18 protein-coding genes and 1 pseudogene are annotated in these 20,847 nt (G+C 68.6%); 7 read left to right on the plus strand and 12 right to left on the minus strand.

The genetic code is table 11. The annotated features are described in order from the left end of the window. Nucleotides 1-229 precede the first annotated feature (229 nt). Both ACIBL3_RS32960 and ACIBL3_RS32965 read right to left on the minus strand, forming a co-directional pair. Entirely contained in the window at nt 230-1,657 is a 1,428-nt protein-coding gene (locus ACIBL3_RS32960; RefSeq protein WP_396357697.1) for an IS1380 family transposase, read from the minus strand. A gap of 119 nt (nt 1,658-1,776) precedes the next feature. Then, complete coding sequence (locus ACIBL3_RS32965) at nt 1,777-2,487, minus strand: DUF4429 domain-containing protein (protein ID WP_396357698.1); 711 nt, start codon at nt 2,485-2,487, stop codon at nt 1,777-1,779. Between the two features lie 56 nt (nt 2,488-2,543). Here ACIBL3_RS32965 and ACIBL3_RS32970 point away from each other — a divergent pair, with 56 nt between their 5' ends. Beyond that, a complete protein-coding gene (locus ACIBL3_RS32970) occupies nt 2,544-3,947 on the plus strand; it encodes a mycothione reductase (protein WP_396357699.1) in 1,404 nt (467 codons plus the stop codon). Here the strand turns inward: ACIBL3_RS32970 and ACIBL3_RS32975 are convergent. Next, the gene (locus ACIBL3_RS32975) at nt 3,930-5,384 is read right to left on the minus strand and encodes an LLM class flavin-dependent oxidoreductase (RefSeq protein WP_396357700.1); all 1,455 of its coding nucleotides are present in this window, start codon (nt 5,382-5,384) and stop codon (nt 3,930-3,932) included. The two genes, ACIBL3_RS32970 and ACIBL3_RS32975, sit on opposite strands and share 18 nt — an antisense overlap. 33 nt (nt 5,385-5,417) lie before the next feature. Between ACIBL3_RS32975 and thpR the strand changes: the two genes are divergently transcribed. Next, nucleotides 5,418-5,981, plus strand: coding sequence for an RNA 2',3'-cyclic phosphodiesterase (thpR, locus tag ACIBL3_RS32980; protein ID WP_396357701.1), 564 nt, complete (start codon nt 5,418-5,420; stop codon nt 5,979-5,981). Nucleotides 5,982-5,993: 12 nt separating this feature from the next. Here the strand turns inward: thpR and ACIBL3_RS32985 are convergent, their stop codons facing one another. The 5 genes and pseudogenes from ACIBL3_RS32985 to ACIBL3_RS33005 form a co-directional block, all read right to left on the minus strand. Further along, a complete protein-coding gene (locus ACIBL3_RS32985) occupies nt 5,994-6,206 on the minus strand; it encodes a TetR family transcriptional regulator (RefSeq protein ID WP_396357894.1) in 213 nt (70 codons plus the stop codon). A gap of 70 nt (nt 6,207-6,276) precedes the next feature. Then, nucleotides 6,277-6,699, minus strand: a pseudogene (locus ACIBL3_RS32990) (carbohydrate ABC transporter permease); the annotation flags it as partial. Between the two features lie 76 nt (nt 6,700-6,775). Then, entirely contained in the window at nt 6,776-7,744 is a 969-nt protein-coding gene (locus ACIBL3_RS32995; RefSeq protein WP_396357702.1) for a carbohydrate ABC transporter permease, read from the minus strand. A gap of 91 nt (nt 7,745-7,835) precedes the next feature. Then, nucleotides 7,836-9,158, minus strand: a complete 1,323-nt coding sequence (locus ACIBL3_RS33000) for an ABC transporter substrate-binding protein (RefSeq protein WP_396357703.1) — start codon at nt 9,156-9,158, stop codon at nt 7,836-7,838. 501 nt (nt 9,159-9,659) lie between these two features. Further along, entirely contained in the window at nt 9,660-10,727 is a 1,068-nt protein-coding gene (locus tag ACIBL3_RS33005; RefSeq protein ID WP_396357704.1) for a LacI family DNA-binding transcriptional regulator, read from the minus strand. An 86-nt stretch (nt 10,728-10,813) separates the two neighbouring features. Between ACIBL3_RS33005 and ACIBL3_RS33010 the strand changes: the two genes are divergently transcribed. Then, a complete protein-coding gene (locus ACIBL3_RS33010; RefSeq protein WP_396357705.1) occupies nt 10,814-12,451 on the plus strand; it encodes an acyltransferase in 1,638 nt (545 codons plus the stop codon). Nucleotides 12,452-12,614: 163 nt separating this feature from the next. Next, nucleotides 12,615-13,727, plus strand: coding sequence for a hypothetical protein (locus ACIBL3_RS33015; RefSeq protein ID WP_396357706.1), 1,113 nt, complete (start codon nt 12,615-12,617; stop codon nt 13,725-13,727). Here the strand turns inward: ACIBL3_RS33015 and ACIBL3_RS33020 are convergent. Then, nucleotides 13,657-14,946: an MFS transporter gene (locus ACIBL3_RS33020; protein WP_396357707.1), complete on the minus strand. Its 1,290-nt coding sequence runs from the start codon at nt 14,944-14,946 to the stop codon at nt 13,657-13,659. The genes ACIBL3_RS33015 and ACIBL3_RS33020 overlap by 71 nt on opposite strands. Nucleotides 14,947-14,955: 9 nt before the next feature. Continuing rightward, the gene (locus ACIBL3_RS33025) at nt 14,956-15,555 is read right to left on the minus strand and encodes a helix-turn-helix domain-containing protein (RefSeq protein ID WP_396357708.1); all 600 of its coding nucleotides are present in this window, start codon (nt 15,553-15,555) and stop codon (nt 14,956-14,958) included. A 190-nt stretch (nt 15,556-15,745) separates the two neighbouring features. On the opposite strand from ACIBL3_RS33025, the gene ACIBL3_RS33030 reads away from it, so the two are divergent. The 3 genes from ACIBL3_RS33030 to ACIBL3_RS33040 all read left to right on the plus strand — a co-directional run bounded on the left by ACIBL3_RS33030 (nt 15,746) and on the right by ACIBL3_RS33040 (nt 18,634). Beyond that, nucleotides 15,746-16,111 carry a hypothetical protein gene (locus tag ACIBL3_RS33030; protein WP_396357709.1) on the plus strand — a complete coding sequence of 122 codons (366 nt, stop codon included), beginning with the start codon at nt 15,746-15,748 and terminating at the stop codon, nt 16,109-16,111. Between the two features lie 94 nt (nt 16,112-16,205). Further along, nucleotides 16,206-17,492 (plus strand): class I SAM-dependent methyltransferase, encoded by a 1,287-nt coding sequence (locus ACIBL3_RS33035; protein WP_396357710.1) that lies wholly within the window; start codon nt 16,206-16,208, stop codon nt 17,490-17,492. Beyond that, a complete protein-coding gene (locus tag ACIBL3_RS33040) occupies nt 17,492-18,634 on the plus strand; it encodes a hypothetical protein (protein ID WP_396357711.1) in 1,143 nt (380 codons plus the stop codon). Before ACIBL3_RS33035 ends, ACIBL3_RS33040 begins: the two co-directional genes overlap by 1 nt. Before the next feature lie 66 nt (nt 18,635-18,700). On the opposite strand, the gene serC is transcribed toward ACIBL3_RS33040, so the two are convergent. Both serC and ACIBL3_RS33050 read right to left on the minus strand, forming a co-directional pair. Next, complete coding sequence (serC, locus tag ACIBL3_RS33045; RefSeq protein ID WP_396357712.1) at nt 18,701-19,840, minus strand: phosphoserine transaminase; 1,140 nt, start codon at nt 19,838-19,840, stop codon at nt 18,701-18,703. Nucleotides 19,841-19,982: 142 nt separating this feature from the next. Then, nucleotides 19,983-20,846 (minus strand): phytanoyl-CoA dioxygenase family protein, encoded by an 864-nt coding sequence (locus tag ACIBL3_RS33050; protein WP_396357713.1) that lies wholly within the window; start codon nt 20,844-20,846, stop codon nt 19,983-19,985. Nucleotide 20,847: the final 1 nt, after the last annotated feature.

Here is a 20,847-nt window from a genome sequence, read left to right on the forward strand (position 1 = left end):
CGGCACCCCACGGCGGGGAACCCTCTCCTAGTCCTGACCCGACATCAGGACCGATTCGCCACGCCCACTTGACAAACAGGTCCTACATATCAGCCTCGATCTTTCGTCTGACTGGTGGATGAGTGGTTGGGGTGGGGGTGGAGGGGTTGTGTGGGGTCGGGCATGGGAGGGCTCCGGCGCTGGGTCCGCCGGTTCTCCGGGTCCTGGTTGTGGGGTCGGGGTTGAGCTGTTAGGTGGTTCGCAGGGCTGCCCAGCCGGTGTCGATGAGCTGGTTCCAGGGCCAGTCGCGGGGTAGCCGGAGATGGTTTCGGCGGGCGGTGCGGGTGATGCGGCCGGCGACGTGGAGGATCCGGAGGCGGAGTCGTTTGGGTTCCCAGCGGCGGGCGGGTGCGTGGTCGTGGAAGGCGAGGGTTTGGGTCCAGGTGAGCAGGTCGGCGGCCAGCGCGACGATCTCGAGCCAGATCTGGTTGTGGGTGTAGCCGTGGAAGGGCAGGTTCCGCAGCCCGGTGTCTTTCAGGTTGCGGATGCGGTCCTCGGCGCGGGCGCGTTGGCGGTGCCGGACCTCGAGGTCCTGGACTGGCCAGCCGCGGCGTCCGGTGGGGTCGATGGGGGTGTTGGTGGCGAAGCAGGTGATCCGCCACCCGTTGCGGTCGGTCAGCCGCAGTTGCGCGCCGGGGTGGGGCCGTTCGCGGCGGGCGATGACGCGCATGGTGTCTGGCCAGTGCTGCGGACCGAACCGGGCCACCGAACGCGTCGGCATGGTCGGGGTGGGCATCCAGTCGGTCAGGTCGGCGACCTGGGCACCGTCGCGCGGCAGGCCGTCACTGTCGATGGCATCGATCCAGGCCGATTCGGGGATGGTCTCGATCGCGGTCTCGACGGGGCCCTGGGCGGGGAACCCGATCGAGTACTCCAGATCGAGGTCGGTGACGTGATGCAGGAACGCCTTCGAGCCGCCGCCGGCGTCGGCGCGGACCAGCACCTGGCCCCGCTCGGTCTCCGGCAACTGCGCGAGGGCCGCGTCCAGGCAACGTATGTGGTCGGCGGCGTTGAACGGTGAGGCGTTGCCCGGCCGCAGGTCCAGGGCCAGTACTTCGCCGGTGCCGTACTCGCCGTGGTCGACGAACGCGCACATCGGCGCGAACCCGAACCCCTTCTTGTAGGTCGGCGCGGCATGCTCCTTGTCCGAATGCGCGGTCACCAGCGTGGCGTCCAGGTCCACGATCACCAGGCCACCGTCCCGGCTCCCCGCAGTACCGGCCAGCGGACGGCGCCGGGCCCATACCGCCGCACGCGCCTTCGCCCGCGCGGCCCGGATCGCCGGCACCACCTGTCCGGCGTCCGCGGCCAGCCTCGCGATCACCCGCGACACCGTCGGATCAGAGGCCACCGCACCGAACAGGTCAGGCTGGGCCCGCACCACCGCCACATCAGCAGCACAGTCCCCACCCAACGCCACCGCGGTCGCGAGATCGATCAACACCTTGCCCGGATCGTGAACCGTTCGTGTCGACCGCCACGGCGCCAGCCCGGCCGACAACATCCGCTGCAGCCCCGAGGCCCGCACCACCTGCCCCAACAGCACCCCACCAGCCGACGACACCAACGACTCGCGCTCCGGATCCAGAACCACACCAGCCAACCCGCTACGATTCACCTACGGAGTGCCTTCCTCTTGAGAATCTTCTGACTTCGCAATCACAAGAATCCCAAGCAGGACAGGCACTTCCGTGCGTTACGCGCCGGACTCAACCGACGCGACATGAAATCTCGAGGCTAGGGCCGGATCCGGGTCAGCAGCCGCGCGGCGAAGAACAGGACGTCGACGTCGGTGCGTGGGTCGGTCAGCAGCGCCGCCGGATCGTGCCGCGGTTTGGGCCGCTCGAGCGCGGTCCGCGCGGTGCTGATCCGGAAGAAGCCCTTGGTCCGCAGCCGCCCCTCGTTCGGCGTCCACTCGACGTCGGTGATGTCGGCCAGCGGCACCGACAACCGCTCGCCGTCCGCCTTCTTCTTCCGGCTCGCCGTCCACTTGTAGGCGAACGCCAGGTGACCGCCGGCCAGGAACACGGTCGCGTCCCGCCCCTCGATCCGGTCCGGCGCAACCGGCGGCGCGACCAGCCACTGCAGCGAGGGCGAGGTGGGCACCTGGCGACGAGCGAGCATCGCCTTGACGTCGGCGACCAGCCATTCGGCGGTCGACCGGTCCGCGGCGTCGAGGAAGAATCGGTACGGATCGAGCAGCGCGGCGAAGGACCCACCGCTCACCGACAGCAGCGGATCGGCGTGTTCCCGGAGCTCGAGAGTGACGACCGGAGCCCCTGGGCTCATGCTCAGGCTGATCCCCTGCAAAGCCTCGACCGGAACGGTCCGCTCACCCAACCGGGTGCGCAGGGATCTGGCGAGCTTCTCCAGTCCGGCCGCGGACGCGTCGTACCGGATCCGGAGCGTCCCGAATCCGTCCCATCCGAGCGTTCCGTTGCTGCTCACCAACTCACTGCCTGACACCGTCCCCATGATCCCGCACGGACGGGCCAGAATGGAGTGTGACTCATTACGACCTGGTGATCATCGGGACCGGTTCGGGGAACACGATCGTGAACCGGCGGTTCGCGGACCGGAAGGTGGCGATCGTCGAGCGGGACACGTTCGGCGGCACCTGCCTCAACGTCGGCTGCATCCCGACCAAGATGTTCGTGCACACCGCCGACCTGGCCGCGACCCCGTCGATCAGCTCCCGGTACGGCGTCGACGAGACGCTGGACGGGGTCCGCTGGCCGGCCGTCCGGGACCGGATCTTCGGCCGGATCGACCCGATCGCGGCGAGCGGCTCGGAGTACCGGCACCACCACGCCGACAACGCGAACGTCACCGTGTACGACGGCACCGGCCGGTTCACCGACGCGAAGGAGCTCACCGTCGACGGCAAGGACGGCACGACCAGCGTGCTCACCGCCGACCGGTTCGTGCTCGCCACGGGCAGCCGCCCGATCGTGCCGTTCATCCCCGGTCTCGAGGAGACCGGCTACCACACCTCGAACACGATCATGCGGATCGACGAGCTGCCCCGGCGACTCGGCATCATCGGCAGCGGCTTCGTCGCGGCCGAGTTCGCGCACGTGTTCTCGTCGTACGGCGTCGAGGTCACGCTGATCGCCCGCTCCGGGCTGCTGATGCGGCACGAGGACACCGAGATCGCCGAGCGGTTCACCGAGATCGCGCAGGGTAAGTACGACGTCCGCCTCGAGCACGACACGGTCAGCGCGCAGCGCCGGGCGGACGGGTCGATCGCGCTGGAGATGCTCAGCCCGGGCGGTGTCGACGAGCTCGTGGTCGACGAGGTGCTGGTCGCCGTCGGCCGGACGCCGAACTCGGACACCCTGAACCTGGACGCCGCCGGTGTCGCGATCGACGCCGAGCGGCGCGTGGTCGTCGACGAGTACCAGCAGACCACTGCCGACGGCATCTACGCACTCGGCGACGTCACCTCACCACACCAGCTGAAGCACGTCGCGAACCACGAGGCGCGGGTGGTCAAGCACAACCTGCTCAACCCGGACGACCGGATCACCTCCGACCACCGCTTCGTCCCGCACGCCGTCTTCAGCTCCCCGCAGGTCGCCGCAGTCGGCCTCACCGAGGAGGAGGCGCGCGAGCGCGGGATCCGGTACGTCGTAGGTCGTCAGCAGTACGCCGATATCGCGTACGGCTGGGCGATGGAGGACACCACCGGCTTCGCCAAGGTCCTCGCCGACGCCGACACCGGGCAGATCATCGGCTGCCACATCATCGGCCCGCAGGCGTCCTCGGTGATCCAGCCGGTCATCCAGGCGATGAGCTTCGGCCTGGACGCGTACTCGATGGCCCGCAACCAGTACTGGATCCACCCGGCGATGTCGGAGCTGATCGAGAACGCCTTGCTCAAGCTGGACCTAAGGCCGAAAAGCTGAGATCACCTCGCCGACGGTCTCGAGCGTGTCGAGGTCCGGGACGCTGATCATCACCTCGGCGACCCCGGCCTCGGACAGTTCGCGGAGGCGGCCGATCTGGTCGGCGACGGTGCCGGCGTTGACGGAGGCGGCGTACTTGGCCGGGTCCTGGTTGCGCGGGCGCAGGCGCGACACCAGCTCGTCCACGTCCCGATGATCCTTGCCCACAAGGGTTGTGGACAAGTGCGTCAGCTCCACGGAGTCGCTGAGCTCCCGCACGATGCCGGCCCGCTTGCGCACCTGAGCGACATCGCCGAACACGTTCACGGCATCGGCGTAGCGCGCCGCCAACCGCAAGGTCCGCGGCCCGCTTCCGCCGACCAGCAACGGCAAACGCTCCTGCAGCGGTCGCGGATAGCAGGTGGTGTCCGGTACGTCGAGCACCTTGCCGTGGAACGGTTTGTTGCCTGGTCCCCACAAAACCGGCAGCAGTTGCAACGCGTCCTCGAGCATGAGGTAGCGCTCGGACACCGGCGGGAACGGCCAACCGTAAGCCTTGTGCTCCTGCTCGAACCACGCCAGCCCGACACCGCAGACAGCCCGCCCACCACTCAGTACGTCGAGCGTCGCGGCGATCTTCCCCAGATGCGCGACGTTCCGGTAGGTGATCCCGGAGACCAGAGTCCCCAGCCGCACCCGCGTCGTACAGGCCGCCAGGTACCCGAGCGTCGTCCAGCTCTCCAGGAAGTCATCCCAGGCCCGCCCGACCTGAGGAATCTGCCGGAAGTGATCCATCACGTAGATCGCATCGAACCCAGCAGCCTCGGCCCGGCCCGCGACCTCACGGATCCAGGTCGCCGTCCCCGCCCGTCCGGCCTTGTGGGTGTAGCTGCTCAACTGCAGCCCGAATCGCAACCCTGTAGGCGTTTCCTCCTGCCGCAGCGCCGCCGCTTCGGCCGCCACGAACGCCGACGGTACGACGCGAACCACAGCCGGCTCGAGCACGTCGTCGTACCCCTCGGTCGGCAACTCCTTCTTGACGGCGGTCCATGATCGCAACTGCGAGGTCAGCGCATCGGCCGGGATCCGCTTCGCCCGCTCCCGGTTCCGCCGCCGGCACTCGGCCGCCGGCGTGTCGAAACCCACTGCAACACAAGGCATCCCGGCCTCCCGGGCCAGCCCGAGCCAGCGCACCCGGCGCTCCCGATCCAGCCCGAGAGTGTCGATCACCGTCGTCAGCCGGCGCCCGATTCGTTGCCGTACCACCTCTTCCAGCAACGCGAACGCGTCCGTGCTGGCCGCGATGTCGTCCTCTCCGGCCCCCACCAGCGCCCGCAGCCGATCACTCGACACGATCAGGTCCGCAGCGAACCGCTCCGCCGCCCACGTCGACTTCCCCGACGCCCCCGGCCCAGCCAGGATCACCACACACGGCGACGGCAACTTCAGCTCATCCACAAAAGCAGTTTCGCGCACCGATAGCATTTTGGGATGCGATTGTTCGTGGCCGTGGTGCCGCCGATGGACGTAGTGGAGGATCTGAGCGAGTTCGTGGAGCCGCGGCGGGAGCATCCGGATGACGACATCCGGTGGGCCTCGGACGAGCACTGGCACATCACCTTGGCCTTCCTCGGCGAGGTGCCGGACTGGAAGACCGACGAGCTGGGGGCGCGGCTGGAGCGGGCCGCGAAACGGCAGCCGCCGTTCGAGTTGCAACTCACCGGAGCCGGGGCGTTCCCGGGTGTGCCTGACGCGCGGGTGCTGTACGCCGGGGTGCGCGACGAGACCGAGTCGCTCAAGCATCTGGCGATGACCACGCGGGCGGCGGCCAACCGCGCGGGCGTCACCGTGGAGGGCCGTAGGTTCACCCCGCACGTCACCTTGGCCCGGCTGCGGCGGCCGGTGGACGCGACCCGGTGGGTGCGGATCTTCGACACGTACGACGGCCCGTCGTGGACCGCGGGGAGTCTGCAGCTGATCGAATCCCGGCTCGGCGCTGGCCCGGGACGCAGTGCGGCGTACACCACAGTGGGCGAATGGGAGTTCCTGGGTTGATCCCAGGAAGTCTCAGGCCACCTTACCCAGGGTAGTCGCCCACGACTTGCCGATGCCCTTGAGTAGCGGGGGATAGACGAGGACGTAGCGGAACGGCAGGATCGCGGCCAGGTAGAGCGCGCCCAGGCGGCCGCTCTTGAACAGGTGGTAGAGCGCCCCGCGGGTGTAGCCGGCGTCGGCGGCGACCTGCTCGAGAGCGAGATTGCCGTAGCCGTATCGGGACAGTCCCCGGGCGGCAGAGCGCGCCCATCGGGCCGCAACCGTCCACCAGCGCGGCCTCGTCCAGCTCCCGCGGGATGCTGTCGAAGTATCCGGCCAGCATCCAGATCGAGAACGGCAGGCTGAACGTCAGGTAGGTGATGATCAGGCCCAGCCGGGTCCCGACCAACTGCAGTCCGAGCTCGTTGTTGATGTTCACGAAGATCAGGAACAACGGCAGCAGGAACAGCACACCCGGGAACATCTGCGTCGACAGCACCGTGGTGGTGAACACGGTTCGGCCGCGGAACCGGAACCGCGACACCGCGAACGCGGCCAGGATCGCGATCGCGACCGAGAACACCGTCGCGGCCACCGAGACGATCGTGCTGTTCACGAAGTACCGGGCCAGCGGCACCGTCTTCCACATGTCGACGAACGGCGCCAGCGTCAGGTTCGACGGCCACCAGGTGAACGCGCCCTGGACGTCCTTCAGCGGTTTCAGCGACGACGTGACCATCACGTACAGCGGGATCAGCACGAACAGGCCGAGGACGCCGAGGACGGCGCCCCGGTAGATCTTGAAGCCCCTGGTCTCACGCACGACGCGACCTCCTTCCGGTGACGAGCAGGTAGATGCCGGTGACAACCATCAGGAAGATCAGCAGCAGCACGGACATCGCCGCCCCGGTGCCGAAGTTCCAGGTCAGGAACGACGCGTTGTAGATGTGGAAGGTGATCAGGTCACCCGCCGGCGGCTGCGCCGTACCGAAGAGCACATACGGCGTGTTGAAGTCGCTGAACGTCCACAGGAACAGCACCAGCACGAGCACCAGGTTGACCGGCCGCAGTGACGGCAACGTGATGTTGCGCCACTGCCGCAGGTTGCCGGCGCCGTCCACCGAGGCCGCCTCATAGATGTCGTTCGGGATGCTCTGCAGCCCGGCCATCAGGGTGAGGAACGCGAACGTCCACAGCTTCCAGACCGCGACCACGATCAGCGAGACCAGCGCGTTGCCGCCGATCAGCCAGAACGGCCGGTCGCTGCTCAGCCCGAGGTTGTCGACCAGGATGTGGTTCACGATGCCGGTGTCGCGCTGCAGCATGAAGTTCCAGGTCAGGATCCCCGCGTACGCCGGGAGCGCGTACGGCACCAGGAACAGGGTGCGGACCCAGCTCCGGCCGCGGAACGGCGGCTGCAGCGCGACCGCCGCGGCCATTCCGAGCACCCAGGACAGCGCGACCGTGGTGAGTGAGAAGGCGACCGTGACGCCGAAGGACTTCAGCAGCCCCTCGCCGACGGCGTTGTCGAAGTCGAGGGCCACCTTGTAGTTGCCGAGCCCGGCCCAGGGCGCGGCGGACCAGTTCGCGATGAAGAACTTGGTCAGCTTGACGAAGCTCATCCAGATCCCGACCAGCATCGGGATGATGTGGATGAGCAGTTCGAGCAGCACTGCCGGGGCCAGCAGCAGGTAGGGGAGCCACCGGCTCAGACCGGGCCGGCGCTCCGGCCCACGCTTGGGTTTGGCGGTTTGCACCGGCGCTTCCGCCGTGGCGACGGCCATCCTGGGTCGCCTCCTGTCTTGGGATCGCAGTGGTCGGCTGACGTGGTCGATGGCCCGGGCGCGCCTCCCGCCCGGGCCATCTGGTGGTGCGTCAGCTACTCGCGGCCACTTGATCCTCGGCGGTCTTCAGGGCCGCCTTCACGTCGTCGGCGGTCACCGTCCCGCCGGTGGCGATCTTGGCGAACATCGCGTTCATCGCCTTGCCCACGGTGCTCTCGTACTGGTCCTCGGCCGGCACCAGCGGCAGCGGCTTGGACTTGGTGTTGTAGATGTCCTGGAAGGTCGCGGCCTCCTCGGCGTCGTCGGTGAAGACCGGCTTCGCGTCCTTCAGCACCGGCAGCGAGGCGAACGGCTTGCCCAGCGTGGTCTGCGTGTTCGCGTCCGTCATGTACTTCACGAACTTCAGCGCCGCGTCCTTGTTCTTGGTGTTCTTGAAGATCGACAGGTTGATCCCGGCCACGTGGCTGGCGGTCTGGTTGGCCGCGCCTTGCGGTGCCGGGAACGCCACCACGCCGTACTCGCTGCTCTTCATGCCGTTGGCGGCGATCGAGGAGTCGGCGTTGTTCTGGTTGATGATCATCGCGACCTTCTTGTTCGCGAAGTCGTTCACCGACTTGGTGCCGTTGTCGTACTGCGCGTTGGACGGGTTCGCGACCTTGTCCTTCTGCATCAGGTCGAGGTACCGCAGCACACCCTGCACCTGCCCGTCACCGGTGAAGGTCGGCTTGCCGTCCTGGTCGAACCAGTCGGCGCCGTTCTGCGCGGCGTTGATGAACGCGAAGTGCACGTTCTCGGTGTAGCTGCCGGCCGCCAGCGCCATGCCGTACTGGTTCTTCGCCGGGTTGGTCAGCTTCTTGGCCGCGGTGACCATCTCCTCCCAGGTCTTCGGCGGCTGCAGCCCGGCCGCGGCGAACATCGCCTTGTTGTAGTACAGGCCGTACGCCAGGCCGTAGAGCGGGACCGAGGTCGGGTCGGTGCCCTCCTTGCCGCCGGTCGCCAGGGCCGTCGGCACGAACTTGTCCTTGCCGCCGATCGCGGTCATCGCGTCGCCGTCGAACGGCAGGAACGCGTCGGTCGCCTGCAGCGAGGCGGCCCAGGTGTTGCCGATGTTGACCACGTCCGGCGCCTGGCCGGAGGTGATCGCGGTCTGGATCCTGGTCTGCAGGTCGTTCCAGCCGATCACCTCGAGGTTGACCTTGATGCCGGTCTCCTGGGTGAACTTCTGCAGGACCGGGGTCAGCACCTCCTTGTCGTTGTCCAGGCTGGTGCCCTGGTTGCTGGCCCAGTAGGTCAGCGTCTGGTCTCCACCCGAGCTGCCGCCGGAGGAATCGCCCGAGTCGCTGCCACCGCAGGCGGCCAGGCTGATTCCCAGGGCGGTCACCGCTGCTGCGGCTACAAGCGAACGCAGTCTCACGTCGGACTCCCTCGTCCCGTCGAGCCCCCGCGGACCTGCGGAGGCGGATCGGCCCAATAGTGGCCTAACCGGTTAAGTTTCGAAACCCTAACCGGTTCAGTTCACGCAGGTTCGTTACTACCTCGTGACGTTCCCCAACCTCCCGCGGCACCCCGGCAAACGCAATCCAACACCCTCCGAAACCATCCGATTTCACAGAGTCTTGAAAAACGCCCTGCTGACCCCGCCCCCAGCCCCGGACGGCCGCGCTCGAGGGGAAATCCGGCTCTTCTGCTCGATGTGTGGTGGCTCTGCGCGGCACCACCGCGGTGTCCTACTCGGTGTCCCTGCTCGGTGTCCTGGGACAGGAACTGGTTGGGTAGGACCTGACACCGCATGTCCCCGCCCACCACAACATGTCCCGCCGCGCCGCGGGCTCCAGGCTCCGCCTTCCACACAGACAGCAGAAGAGCCGGATATCCCCTCGAACGTCGCCTGCCCAGGGCGTTGGCCTCGGGCGGCTCAGCTTCTGGGGGCTGGGCCAGTGGACTCGCGGGGGTGGAGTTCGCCGGCCGGGGCCTGCTCGTGGAGGTCCGGCTCGCCTCCCGCTACCCGGAGGAGGAGGTCGGCGGCGGCGCGGCCGCGTTCCATCGTCTTCTGGTCGATCGCGGTGATCCCCGGACGCGCCAGCTCGCACAGCGGCGAGTCGTCCCAGGCAAGGATCGACACCTCACCCGGTACGCCGGTCCCGAGGTCCATCGCCACCCGCAGCGCGGCCACCGCCATCAGGTCGTTGCCCAGCACGATCGCGGTCGGCGGCTTCGGGTCGTTCAGCAGCCGGCGGGTCAGCTCGGCGCCGTCGTCGTACCGGTAGCTGCCCTCGATGTGCCGCACCGTCATCCCGCGCCGCTCGGCCTCCTCGCCCAGCATCCGCACCCGGAGCTGCTCGTGGACGAAGGTGAAGGGCCCGCTGATGTGCGCGATGTCGCGGTGCCCGAGCTCGGCCAGGTGGTCGAGCAGCAGCGTGACCGTCTCGGCCGGCGAGCTGATCAGCCGGCCGACCTGGTCGTCGGGGTCGTTGGAGCTGACCACCACGCACGGCATCCCGAGCTCCTTGAGCAGCGTGATCCGTGGGTCGTCGTCATGCTCGTCGAACAGGATGAAACCGTCGACGCGCCCCTGCCGGGACCAGCGCCGCAGTACGTCGAGATCCTCGCCGTGCTCGCCCGTCAGCCGGAGCAGCAGTGACGAGTCGACTTCGTTCAGGTACTGCTCGATGCCGACCAGGGTGCGCATGTAGAACGCCTCGGTCGAGATCAGCGTGGGGTCGCGGGCGATCACGATGCCGATCGTCCGGGTCCGGCTCGCGGACAGCGCGACCGCGGCCGAGTTCGGGTGGAAGCCGAGTTCCTCGGCGAGGTCGAGCACCCGCTGCCGGGTCTCCTCGCTGACGCCGGCGCGGCCGTTCAGCGCGTACGAGACCGACGCCTTGGAGATGTGCAGACGGCGTGCCAGATCGCTGATGGTGACTCGCCGGCGCCCGCCACTGCTCGCCGGACCGTCGCCGGCCAAGGATCCGGGTGTCGTCATGTCTGCCTGGTACCCCGCACAGGCGAGAGGGTAGCAGCGAGTTTTCCGGGGTAGCGGGAGTTCCATAGTTTGGATAGCGTTTTCCCATGACCTCTGGTGAACCGCTGCGACTGGATTTCCTGCCCTGGGAGTACGCCCGGATCGGCTCCGACGACGAGCGCAAGCGCCAGACCGAGCGGCAGCAGCGGCTCGGGGGCTCGCTCTCGCTCGCGGCCGACGTGTACGTCGCGGAGTCGGCGGCCGTGTACTGCGACGAGCTGCGGATGGGGGAGCGGTCGTACATCGCGGCGCACGCGTACGTGACCGGGCACGTCACGCTCGGGTCGGACACGACGATCAACCCGTTCTCGGTGGTCCGCGGCCGGATCACCATCGGCGACGGCGTCCGGATCGGCGCGCACACGTCGCTGCTGGCGTTCAACCACGGGACCGCGCCGGGGCAGCCGATCTTCCGCCAGAAGCACACGGCGCTCGGCATCACCATCGGCGACGACGTCTGGATCGGCTCGAACGTGACGGTCCTCGACGGTGTCACCATCGGCCCGCACTCGATCATCGGCGCCGGTGCGGTCGTCACCAAGGACGTCCCCGCGAACACGATTGCCGCCGGCAACCCGGCCCGGGTACTGCGTTCTCGCTCGGGCGAGACCCCGGTCCGGTCGGGCGGCGACCTCTCCCAGCGACTCGCCGCATTCACCGAGAAGGCTCGCGAGCAGGTGGACGACGTACTGAAGCGGTGCTGGGACGGCGAGCGTTTCGTCGACCGCCCCGACCTCGGTCACGAGCCGGCGATCCGTCCGTGGTGCGACGCCGTCGAGATCGCCGACGTCCTGGTACGACGTACGCCGGACGGGCGCACGCGTGACGACCTGGTCCGCCGCCTGCGTCACCGCCAGGATCCCGCGACCGGACTGGTCTCACCAGGAGACCTCGCCGACGCCGGTCTCGACGTATCCTCGGATGACAAACTGTCCGTCCTGCAGGGGCCGGCGAGCTATCACGTGCTCTGTGTCGGGTACGCGTTGCAGGTGCTGGAGAGCAGCTTCGAGCACCCGATCACGACCGACTTCACGCCCGAGGAGCTCGACAAGCTGCCGTGGGAACGGCACGCCTGGTCGTCGGGTTCGGGGATCGACGGCCTCGGCACCGCGTTGGCGCGAAACCTCAAGGATCACGGGGAATCCGGTCCGCTGGAGACCTTGATGGGATGGCTCCTGCTGCGCGTCGATCCGGCGACCGGCATGTGGGGTCAGCAGCATCCGGACGACGGCTGGCTGCAGGTCGTGAACGGCTTCTACCGGTTGACGCGCGGGACGTACGCACAGTTCGGACTGCCGCTGCCGTATCCGGAGCAGGCGGTCAAGACGGTACTTGCCCACAGCAACGACCGGCGAATGTTCACCGGGGACGGCTACAACGCGTGCAATGTCCTGGACGTCATCCACCCGCTCTGGCTGGCCGGCAAGCAGACCGACGTCGGCCGGGCGGACGGCACCCGGTGGGCCGAGGACCAGCTCACCCGCATCCTGGATCGGTGGGTCGACGGCGCCGGGTTCGCGTTCGCGCCGGACGGCACCGACGACCGCGCCATCCCCGGGCTGCAGGGCACCGAGATGTGGCTGTCCATCATCTGGCTGCTCTCGGACTACCTGGGCCTGACCGACGCCGTCGGCTACCGCCCACGCGGCGTACACCGCCCGGAGCCCCTGATCAGTCCTCGGTAACTACCCCCTGCCCTGATTCGGGGCACGCGGGGTTCTATTAGCCTGAGCAGGTGGACCCCCGCACCCGCCGATTGGTGACTTCGCTCGTACTGGCCGCACTGGTTGCCATGGTCGTCATCGCGGCCCTCGTCCGCTGACGCTGAGACAACTAACGTAGTGCCGCATGAGCACCATGACGGGAGCGCGGTCGCCGTACCTGATGCGGGCGGGGCTGGTGCGCAACGTCCGGTCCGCCGAGCACCTGACCACGTTCGTGGTGTCCGGGGTGGCGACGGTCCTGATCACCCGGCTGTTCCTCGGCCTGAGCGGCTACCCGCAGATCGGCGGCAAGGGCCTGCACATCGCCCACGTCCTCCCCGGCGGCCTGCTCATGCTGGTCGCGATCTCCCTGCTGCTCGCGTACGTCGGTCCGGTCGTGCGGCCCGCGGCGGCGCTGATCGGCGGGGTCGGGTTCGGCCTGTTCATCGACGAGGTCGGGAAGTTCGTCACCTCGGACAACAACTACTTCTACCAACCGACCGCGGCGATCGTGTACGTCGTCTTCGTGCTGATCGTGCTCGGCACCCGGTTCCTCACCACCCGCCGGCCGATCGACGAACGCGAGCAGTTGGCCAATGTGGTCGACCACGCCGTCGAGGGGGTCGCCGGTGGCCTGTCGCGGCGCCGACTGGCGCAGGCCTCGGAGCAGCTTCGCCAGGTCGGTCTGGATGTCGACGGCCGGCGCGAGACCAGAGACCTGCTGGCCGCGTGCCCTGCCGACGAGGTGGAGCTCGCCGCTCCGGTCGACGCTGCATGGCAGGCGTTGCAGCGTGGGTTCGACCGGCTGGCCTCGCATCCACTCGCGCCTCGGGTGGCAGTCGCCGTACTGGTCGTCCAAGCGATCGGTGCGCCCGCCATCGCGGCCGGGATCCGGTACGACGACGGATTGGCCACAGACATCCCGGTGCTCGGGGTCGCCGCGGGAAGCTTGCTGTCGGCCTCTTTCACGGTGCGCGGTGCACTGCAGTTGCGGAAGGGGAACCGGGTCCGTGCGATCCGGTTGTTCGAGCTGGCGGTGCTGGTGTCGTTGCTGGTCACGCAGGTGTTCCAGTTCGCGGGCACGCAGTTCGCGGCGGTGACCGGGATGCTGCTCGACCTCGCACTGCTCGGACTGCTGAGTGCGGAACGGGACCGGCTGCGTCGCAAGGAGACCGAGGCGAAGAAGGCTAAGACGTGGGGACTGCCTCCAGATCCGAATCGGCCGCCGTTCCCCGAGGACCCGTCGGATCCGGTGTAGCTTTCCAGCTCTCGTTGCGGCCGAAGAACACTGGGGACATGGTCGCGACGAAGTAGACCGCACCGGCAGCGAGCAGTGCGGGCACCAGACCGACGCCCGCGATCGCCGCGCCGGCCACTACGCCGCCGAGTGGTACGCCGAGCCACGCGACCGAGTCGGCCAACGAGTTGACCCGGCCGAGCATGTGCCGGGGGATGCGCTCGATGAACAGCGCGCCCAGCACCGGGTTGATGAAACCGGCTCCGATGCCGCCGACGGCGTACACCGCCATCACTGCCCACACCGGCGCATCGAACGCCATCACCACGAACCGCGGCGCGCCACAGATCAGGAACGCCACCGTGAAGACCACCTTCCGCGGGATGCGGTCGCCGACTGCTGACGCGACCAGTGCGAACAGCGTGGCGGTCACTCCGAACGACGTGAGGATCAGGCTGGTGTGGCCGGGCCCGAAGCCGTGCTCCCTGATCCAGACCGGCAGCAGTACGGCGCCGACCGCGGCGTCGAGCAGGTTGGTCACCGCGATCATCAGGACGAGCGGCATCATCAGCTTGTCCTTGCGCAGGAACCGCCATCCGTCGAGCAGCCGCTCCTTGTAGCTCCCCTCGTCCAGTCTGTCGGCTTTCTGGTGCTCCCTGGGGATCCAGCGCTGGATGAGTACGGCGCAGACGCCGAACGACGCCGCGTCGATCCACAACGCGTTGACCTCGCCGACGAGCGTGATCAGCCCGCCGGCGACAGCGAACGCGATGAACCCGGCCAGTCGCTCGGTCGTGCTCTCCAAGCCGGTGACGCGTTCCAGCGGCACCTTCGCGGCGTGGGCGATGTCGGGGATGAGCGTAGCCTTGGCTGCGTCGCCCGGTCCGCGGAGCGCTCCTGCTACGGCGACCAGCGCCAGCAACAGCGGGAACGACAACGCGTTCATCGTGTGCAGCAAGGGAATCAGCGCCACCACGCCGGTGCTGGCCGTGTCCGCCAGCACGCTGATCCGCCGCGGACCCACCCGGTCGATCATCGGTCCGCCGACCGCCTTGCACAGCACCAGCGGACCCATCTCCGCCAACGCCACCAGTCCGGTCTTGAGCGGCGACCCCGTAGTCATCAGCACGAACCACGGAATCGCGATCGCGCTGACCCTGGTCCCACAGATCGACACGACGTTGGCGACCAGGAACGCCACCAGCGGCGCTCGGTCCCCAGTTGCTCTTGTCCGCCTCACGCTCGCCACTTAGCGGGTCTCGCGCGGGTACGCCTGGATCTGGACCGACACCTGCTCGGCGCCCTCGGGTAGCGGAGCCGTGAGATCCGGTGTCTTGTACTTCTCGAACACCGCCATCACCTCGGCCAGCATCGCCTTCAGCTCCTCGGGGCGCAGGTGGAACATGTAGTCCGACAGCATGCTGGCGTCCCGCCACTCCGGCGGCAGCGTCTGCATCGCGTCGATGAAGCCGAACATGTTCTCCGCGTACGTCTGCCCGATCCCGTGCAGGAAGCCCAGTGTCAGCTCCGGCTCCTGGTCGAGCAGCTCCGCCGCGTCGAACGCCGTCCCCTGGTGCGCCGACTTCCACCAGCGGTCCCGCGCGTTCCCGCGGGTGTCGTCCTCCTCCACCAGTCCTGCCTCGGCCAGCTGCCGCAGGTGGTAGCTGGTCGCACCGGTGTTCACCCCGAGCCGCCCGGCCAGCGTGGTCGCCGTCTGCGGGCCGTACATCCGCAGCAGCCCGAGCATCCGGTTCCGCATCGGATGCGCCAGTGCCCTGATCAGGTGTCGGTCCAGCCGGACCGTCTTGCCACCGATCAGTGCTGCCTCTGCGGGTTCGTCATCGCTCATGTCTCCGAGAGTAGGACTGCAAAGACAGTTTGCAAAGAGATTTTGCAAATGAGTTGTGCGGTTGGTTGTCCACAGCTTGCGAATCGGTGGTCGGGCAGGGGGCGAATCGCGGCATCTTCTCTGTCGAGAAACGGGACCGGAAGCGCCGCCGTGGCCGCCGGACCGTCCGACGAAACGGAGACAACCAGCCATGATGCGAGTGATGCTCGAGGCCGACGACTACTGCGACGTCCCGGCCGAGCTGATGACCTTCGACGACGGCGTGGTGGTGTTCTGGCGCGACGGCGAGGAGGTCGGCCGGCACCGGCAGGCGCGCATCCGGTCCCTGGAGTTGCTCGACACCCGCTCGATGACCCACCGGATCAAGGCGGCCCGCAAGAACCACCCGAACGCGTTCCGCCCCTGGTCCGCCGAGGAGGAGCACACCTTGGCCGAGCTCTTCCGCGGCGGTGCGACCAAGGACGAACTGGTCGAAGCTCTGGGGCGTCAACAAGGGGGAATCGCCACCCGCCTGCGCAGCCTGGGCCTGCTGAAGGAAGACGAGAAACTCGAATGACCGACGCTCGCGGAGAAGCGCCCGGCCGGATGGCTGTGTGGCGTCGGGCGAGACCGTTTTGTGATCGGACCAAGGGGTCGGGGACAATGGCGCGATGCAGTCAGACGCGGATCCGGATCGGAGCTCCGGCGAGCCGGCCACCGGTTCCGGAGCGGAGTCCGGCATGCGCGACGTGATTCGGCCCGCGCTGCTGGACCGGGGCACCCTCGTCCGCGCGGTCGCCTCGGGCCGTCGCCGCGGCCTGGAACCACCGCACTACCAGCGCGTGGAGCTCCGCTACGTCGACCTCAAAGACGTCCGCCACCTGCAGATCACCGAGTACGACGAACGCCAGGCGCACACCCGCAACGTCGCCGGACCGGAGGCGGACAAGGCCGTCGACGAGCTGCTCGACCTCCCGTACGGGACGTGGCACGTCGAGACGACGACTGAGACGCTGCGGCTGCGGTACACGAAGAAGGGCAAGGAGCTTCTCCACCGGCAAGCGGAGTCCCGGGAGCAGGCGACCAGCCACGACCGGATGAAGCAGCGGGTGCTCGAGCCGGGTGCGCCGTTCCTGATCGAGCTCGGGATCAGTGACCACCACGGCCGGGTGAAGCCGTCCCGCCAGGCGAAGTACAAGCAGGTCGAGGAGTTCTGCAAGCAGTTGGCGCCGGCGCTCGACGAGGCGATCTCCGCTGGCAGGATCGCGACCGGCAGGCCGCTGCAGGTGGTCGACCTCGGCTGTGGCAACGCCTACCTGACGCTGGCCGCCTACCACTTGCTGACGTCGGCGGGTCACGACGTACGAATGACTGGTATCGACCACAACCCGGCGGCGCGCAAGCGCAACACCAGGGTCGTGACGGCGCTCGGCTGGCAGGAGCATCTGCGGTTCGTCGACGCGACGATCCAGGATGCGGAGCTCGACGTACGCCCGGACGTCGTGCTGGCGCTCCACGCCTGCGACACCGCGACCGACGACGCTCTGGCTCGAGCCGTCCGCTGGGAGGCTCCGCTGGTGCTCGCCGCTCCGTGTTGCCATCACGACATCCAAAAGCAGCTCAAAGGCGTCACACCACCGGCGCCGTACGCGCTGATGACGCGATATGGCATCGTTCGTGAGCGGTTTGCCGACGTCCTGACGGATACCCTGCGGGCGGCGGTGCTGCGACAGGTCGGATACCGGGTGGAGGTCGTGCAGTTCGTGGACAGTCAGCACACCCCGCGCAACCTCCTCCTGCGCGCAGCCCGAACCGGCGCTCACCCCACCCCCGACCTCCACGCCGAATACGAGTCCCTCACCACCGCTTGGCACGTCAACCCCCGCCTCGCCCAACTCCTCCTCGCGCCCCCCGACTCCCACTCCGTCGGTGGTGCTGGTGTGGAGGTGGGGTCCTGATGCGGATCCGGGCCGGCCTCGCCCTGCTGGCGGCCGGATTCTTCAGCCTTGCCGGCACGGCGCTCCCAGCCGGAGCATCAGCTCTCCCGCCCGAGTCCGCCACCACCGCGCAGGGTGGGTCGCCGCCTGCCGGTGTGCAGGCGCCTGCGGCCGACCCGTCGCCGGGTGTGAAGAAGCTGTTCACGATCCGCGACGATCGGATCGAGGAGTCGTCCGGCCTGGCGAAGAGCCAGAGGTACGACCTGTGGTGGACGGTGAACGACTCCGGCGATCGCGCGCGGGTGTTCGGCGTCGACATCACCGGCAAGGTCCGGATGGTGCTCGGCTTCAAGGCGGACGTCCAGGACGTCGAGGCGGTCGCGGTGGACGGCGACGGGACGATCTACATCGCCGACATCGGTGACGCCCAGGCCAACCGGGACCAGATCGAGATCTACACGATCCCGGAGCCGGCCGAACTGGCCGACAACCCCAGCGTCACCTACCACCGGTACGACTTCACCTACCCGGACGGCGCGCACGACGCCGAGACCCTGCTGGTCGAGCCCGGTACGAACCAGTTGTTCATCGTCACGAAGTCCACGAAGGGCGCCGGCTCGATCTACGCGGCCCCGCCGGCCCCGTCCCGGCAGGGCACCAACGAGCTCACCAAGCTCGCGCCCGCTCCGAAGGGCACGTTCACCGACGGCACCTTCCTCCCGGACGGTCAGCGGGTGGTGCTGCGGACCTACACGGGCATCTCGACCATCGCCTGGGGTGAGACACCGGCCCTGGTCGCGAGCGCCACCGTCTCGGCGTCGCAGGGCGAGTCGGTAGCCGTCGGGCCCGACGGGCAGACAGTGCTGGCCGGCACCGAGGGCGTAGACTCGCCCGTCTACCAGGTCCCGATCCCCGCGAAGGCCGCGGCCACCCCACCCGCCGCCTCCGCGACGCCCAAGCCGGCCACCGGCAGCGAGTCGAGCAGCGAAGCGGGGAAGAGCAGCAACCTGCGCTGGATCCTGATCGGCGCCGCCGCCTTCGCCCTCCTCATCACCATCGTTACGTTCCCCCCAGGTCGCCGCGAACGCCTGGACCGGATGGCCGAAAACGCCCGCCTCACCGGCCAGTCCCCAACAACCCCCCGCCGCCGCACCCACCACTGACCACACGTGGAGCAGCCGCCGTCCGGGGTGTGGGCGGCGGCTGCTGACGTGGTGGTTGGCGAGGGGCTACTTCTGGCGCTCGACCACGTAGTCGATGGCCTGGGTGAGCTTCTCGACGTCGTCGGGGTCGACCGACGGGAACATCGCGACGCGCAGCTGGTTGCGGCCGAGCTTGCGGTAGGGCTCGGTGTCGACGATCCCGTTGGCGCGCAGCGTCTTGGCGACCGCGGCGGCGTCGATCGAGTCGTCCAGGTCCACGGTCCCGATCACCAGCGAGCGAGCGTCCGGGTCCTCGACGTACGGCGTCGCGTACTCGGACTTCTCGGCCCACGTGTACAGCCGGTTGCTCGAGTCGGTCGTCCGGGCCACGCTCCACTCCAGGCCACCCTGGTTGTTGATCCAGTCGGTCTGCTCCGCCATCAGGAACAGCGTGGCCAGTGACGGCGTGTTGTACGTCTGGTGCTTGGTGGAGTTGTCGACCGCGGTGGCGAGGTCCAGGAACGCCGGGATCCACCGGCCGCTCGCGGTGATCTCCTCGACCCGGGCCAGCGCTGCCGGGCTCATCACGGCGATCCACAGGCCGCCGTCGGAGGCGAAGCACTTCTGCGGCGCGAAGTAGTAGACGTCGACCTCGTTGATGTCGACCGGCAGGCCGCCGGCGCCCGAGGTGGCGTCGATCGCGACCAGCGCGCCCTCGTCGGCGCTCTCGACCCGCTTGACCGGTGCCATCACGCCGGTCGAGGTCTCGTTGTGCGGCCACGCGTACAGGTCGACGCCCGCCTCGGCGACCGCGACCGGCCGGGTGCCCGGGTCGGACTTGACGATGCTCGGCTCACCGAGGTGCGGCGCGAGCTGCGCGGCCTTGGCGAACTTCGAGGAGAACTCGCCGAAGCTCAGGTGCTGGCTCTTCCCCCGGATCAGCCCGAACGTCGCGACGTCCCAGAACGCGGTCGAACCGCCGTTGCCGAGCACGACCTGGTAGCCGTCCGGCAGCTGGAACAGGTCGGACACGCCCTGCTGCACCCGGGCCACCAGGTTCTTCACCGGCGCCTGGCGGTGCGACGTACCGAGCAGCTTGGCGCCCTCGGTCGCGAGCGCGGCGACGGCCTCCGGGCGCACCTTCGACGGTCCCGCGCCGAAGCGGCCGTCCACGGGCTTGAGCTCTGCAGGAATCTGGACTGTGTTGTTCTGATCGGCGCTGGTCACCAGCGTCTTTCCCTTCGTCGTCTGCCATTCCAGAGCCGACGACGCTGTCAGCGCGCTCTATCCTCCCACACCCCACCCAACCCACCACCCCGGGTCTCACCCGACCCGTGCGGCCCGCACCCACAAACCCGCCGCGAGTCGGCTACTCGTGCTTGCGGGTGATGGTCTCGGTGCCGGTCAGCTGGACCACCGGGCCGTCGGGGCCCTCGACCCACTCGCCGCACGCGCCGCCGCCTTCGGCCACGTCGAGCTCCAGCGGACTGCCGTCCATCCGGAGGGCCGGGTGGTAGTACTGCGCGACCCGCTCGGCCTCGCCCTCGATGTAGTGGCCGATCAGCGCGCGCCGGAACCGGTCGGTGGTGACGTTCGGCGCGCTGCCGTGGACCAGGGCGCCGTGGAAGAACAGCACGTCCCCGGGCTCCATCTCGACCGGTACGGCGGCGTCGGTGTCCGGCAGCGGGACCGTGATGTCGGTGAAGCTGATCTTGGTGTCCGCCTTCTCGGTGCACAGGATCGGCCAGCGGTGGCTACCGGGGACGACCTCGAGGCAGCCGTTCGCCTGGTCCACCCGGTCGAGCGCCATCCACGCGGCGACACACGTCCCCGGCTCCGCCTTCAGGTAAAAGTTGTCCTGGTGCAGCGCCTGCCCGCGGGACCCCGGCGGCTTGAAGTAGAGCATCGTCTGGACCGCGTACGGCGACCTGCCGAGCAGCGCCGTCATCACCTGATCGATCCGCTCGTCAGTCAGCCAGCGCAGCGAGACGTCGTCCCAGCGGTGCATCTGCGCCATTCGCGGGTACCTGCGCAGCGGGTCGCGGCTGACGGACGTGTGGCCGGCGAAGTCGTGCGGGTCCGACCCACGCTTCCGCAGTTCCATGTAGTGGTCCCGCAGTCGCTCGGCCTCGTCGGTGCTGAACAGCCCGCGCACCAGCGTGTACCCGGTGCGGTCGAACTCTTCCTTGTACGTCGAGGCGTGGTGCTCCTCGACCTTGTACGAAACGCTCATG

It is taken from the genome of Kribbella sp. NPDC050124 (assembly GCF_044460355.1).
Taxonomy (GTDB): Bacteria; Actinomycetota; Actinomycetes; order Propionibacteriales; family Kribbellaceae; genus Kribbella.

Coding starts and splice junctions, on each gene's coding strand:
- ACIBL3_RS33040 (WP_396357711.1), top strand. CDS start 17,492: ATGCGGATCCGGGCCGGCCTCGCCCTGCTGGCGGCCGGATTCTTCAGC.
- ACIBL3_RS33015 (WP_396357706.1), top strand. CDS start 12,615: ATGAGCACCATGACGGGAGCGCGGTCGCCGTACCTGATGCGGGCGGGG.
- thpR (WP_396357701.1), top strand. CDS start 5,418: ATGCGATTGTTCGTGGCCGTGGTGCCGCCGATGGACGTAGTGGAGGAT.
- ACIBL3_RS33005 (WP_396357704.1), bottom strand. CDS start 10,727: ATGACGACACCCGGATCCTTGGCCGGCGACGGTCCGGCGAGCAGTGGC.
- ACIBL3_RS33025 (WP_396357708.1), bottom strand. CDS start 15,555: ATGAGCGATGACGAACCCGCAGAGGCAGCACTGATCGGTGGCAAGACG.
- ACIBL3_RS33035 (WP_396357710.1), top strand. CDS start 16,206: ATGCAGTCAGACGCGGATCCGGATCGGAGCTCCGGCGAGCCGGCCACC.
- ACIBL3_RS33050 (WP_396357713.1), bottom strand. CDS start 20,846: ATGAGCGTTTCGTACAAGGTCGAGGAGCACCACGCCTCGACGTACAAG.
- ACIBL3_RS33030 (WP_396357709.1), top strand. CDS start 15,746: ATGATGCGAGTGATGCTCGAGGCCGACGACTACTGCGACGTCCCGGCC.
- ACIBL3_RS33010 (WP_396357705.1), top strand. CDS start 10,814: ATGACCTCTGGTGAACCGCTGCGACTGGATTTCCTGCCCTGGGAGTAC.
- ACIBL3_RS32995 (WP_396357702.1), bottom strand. CDS start 7,744: ATGGCCGTCGCCACGGCGGAAGCGCCGGTGCAAACCGCCAAACCCAAG.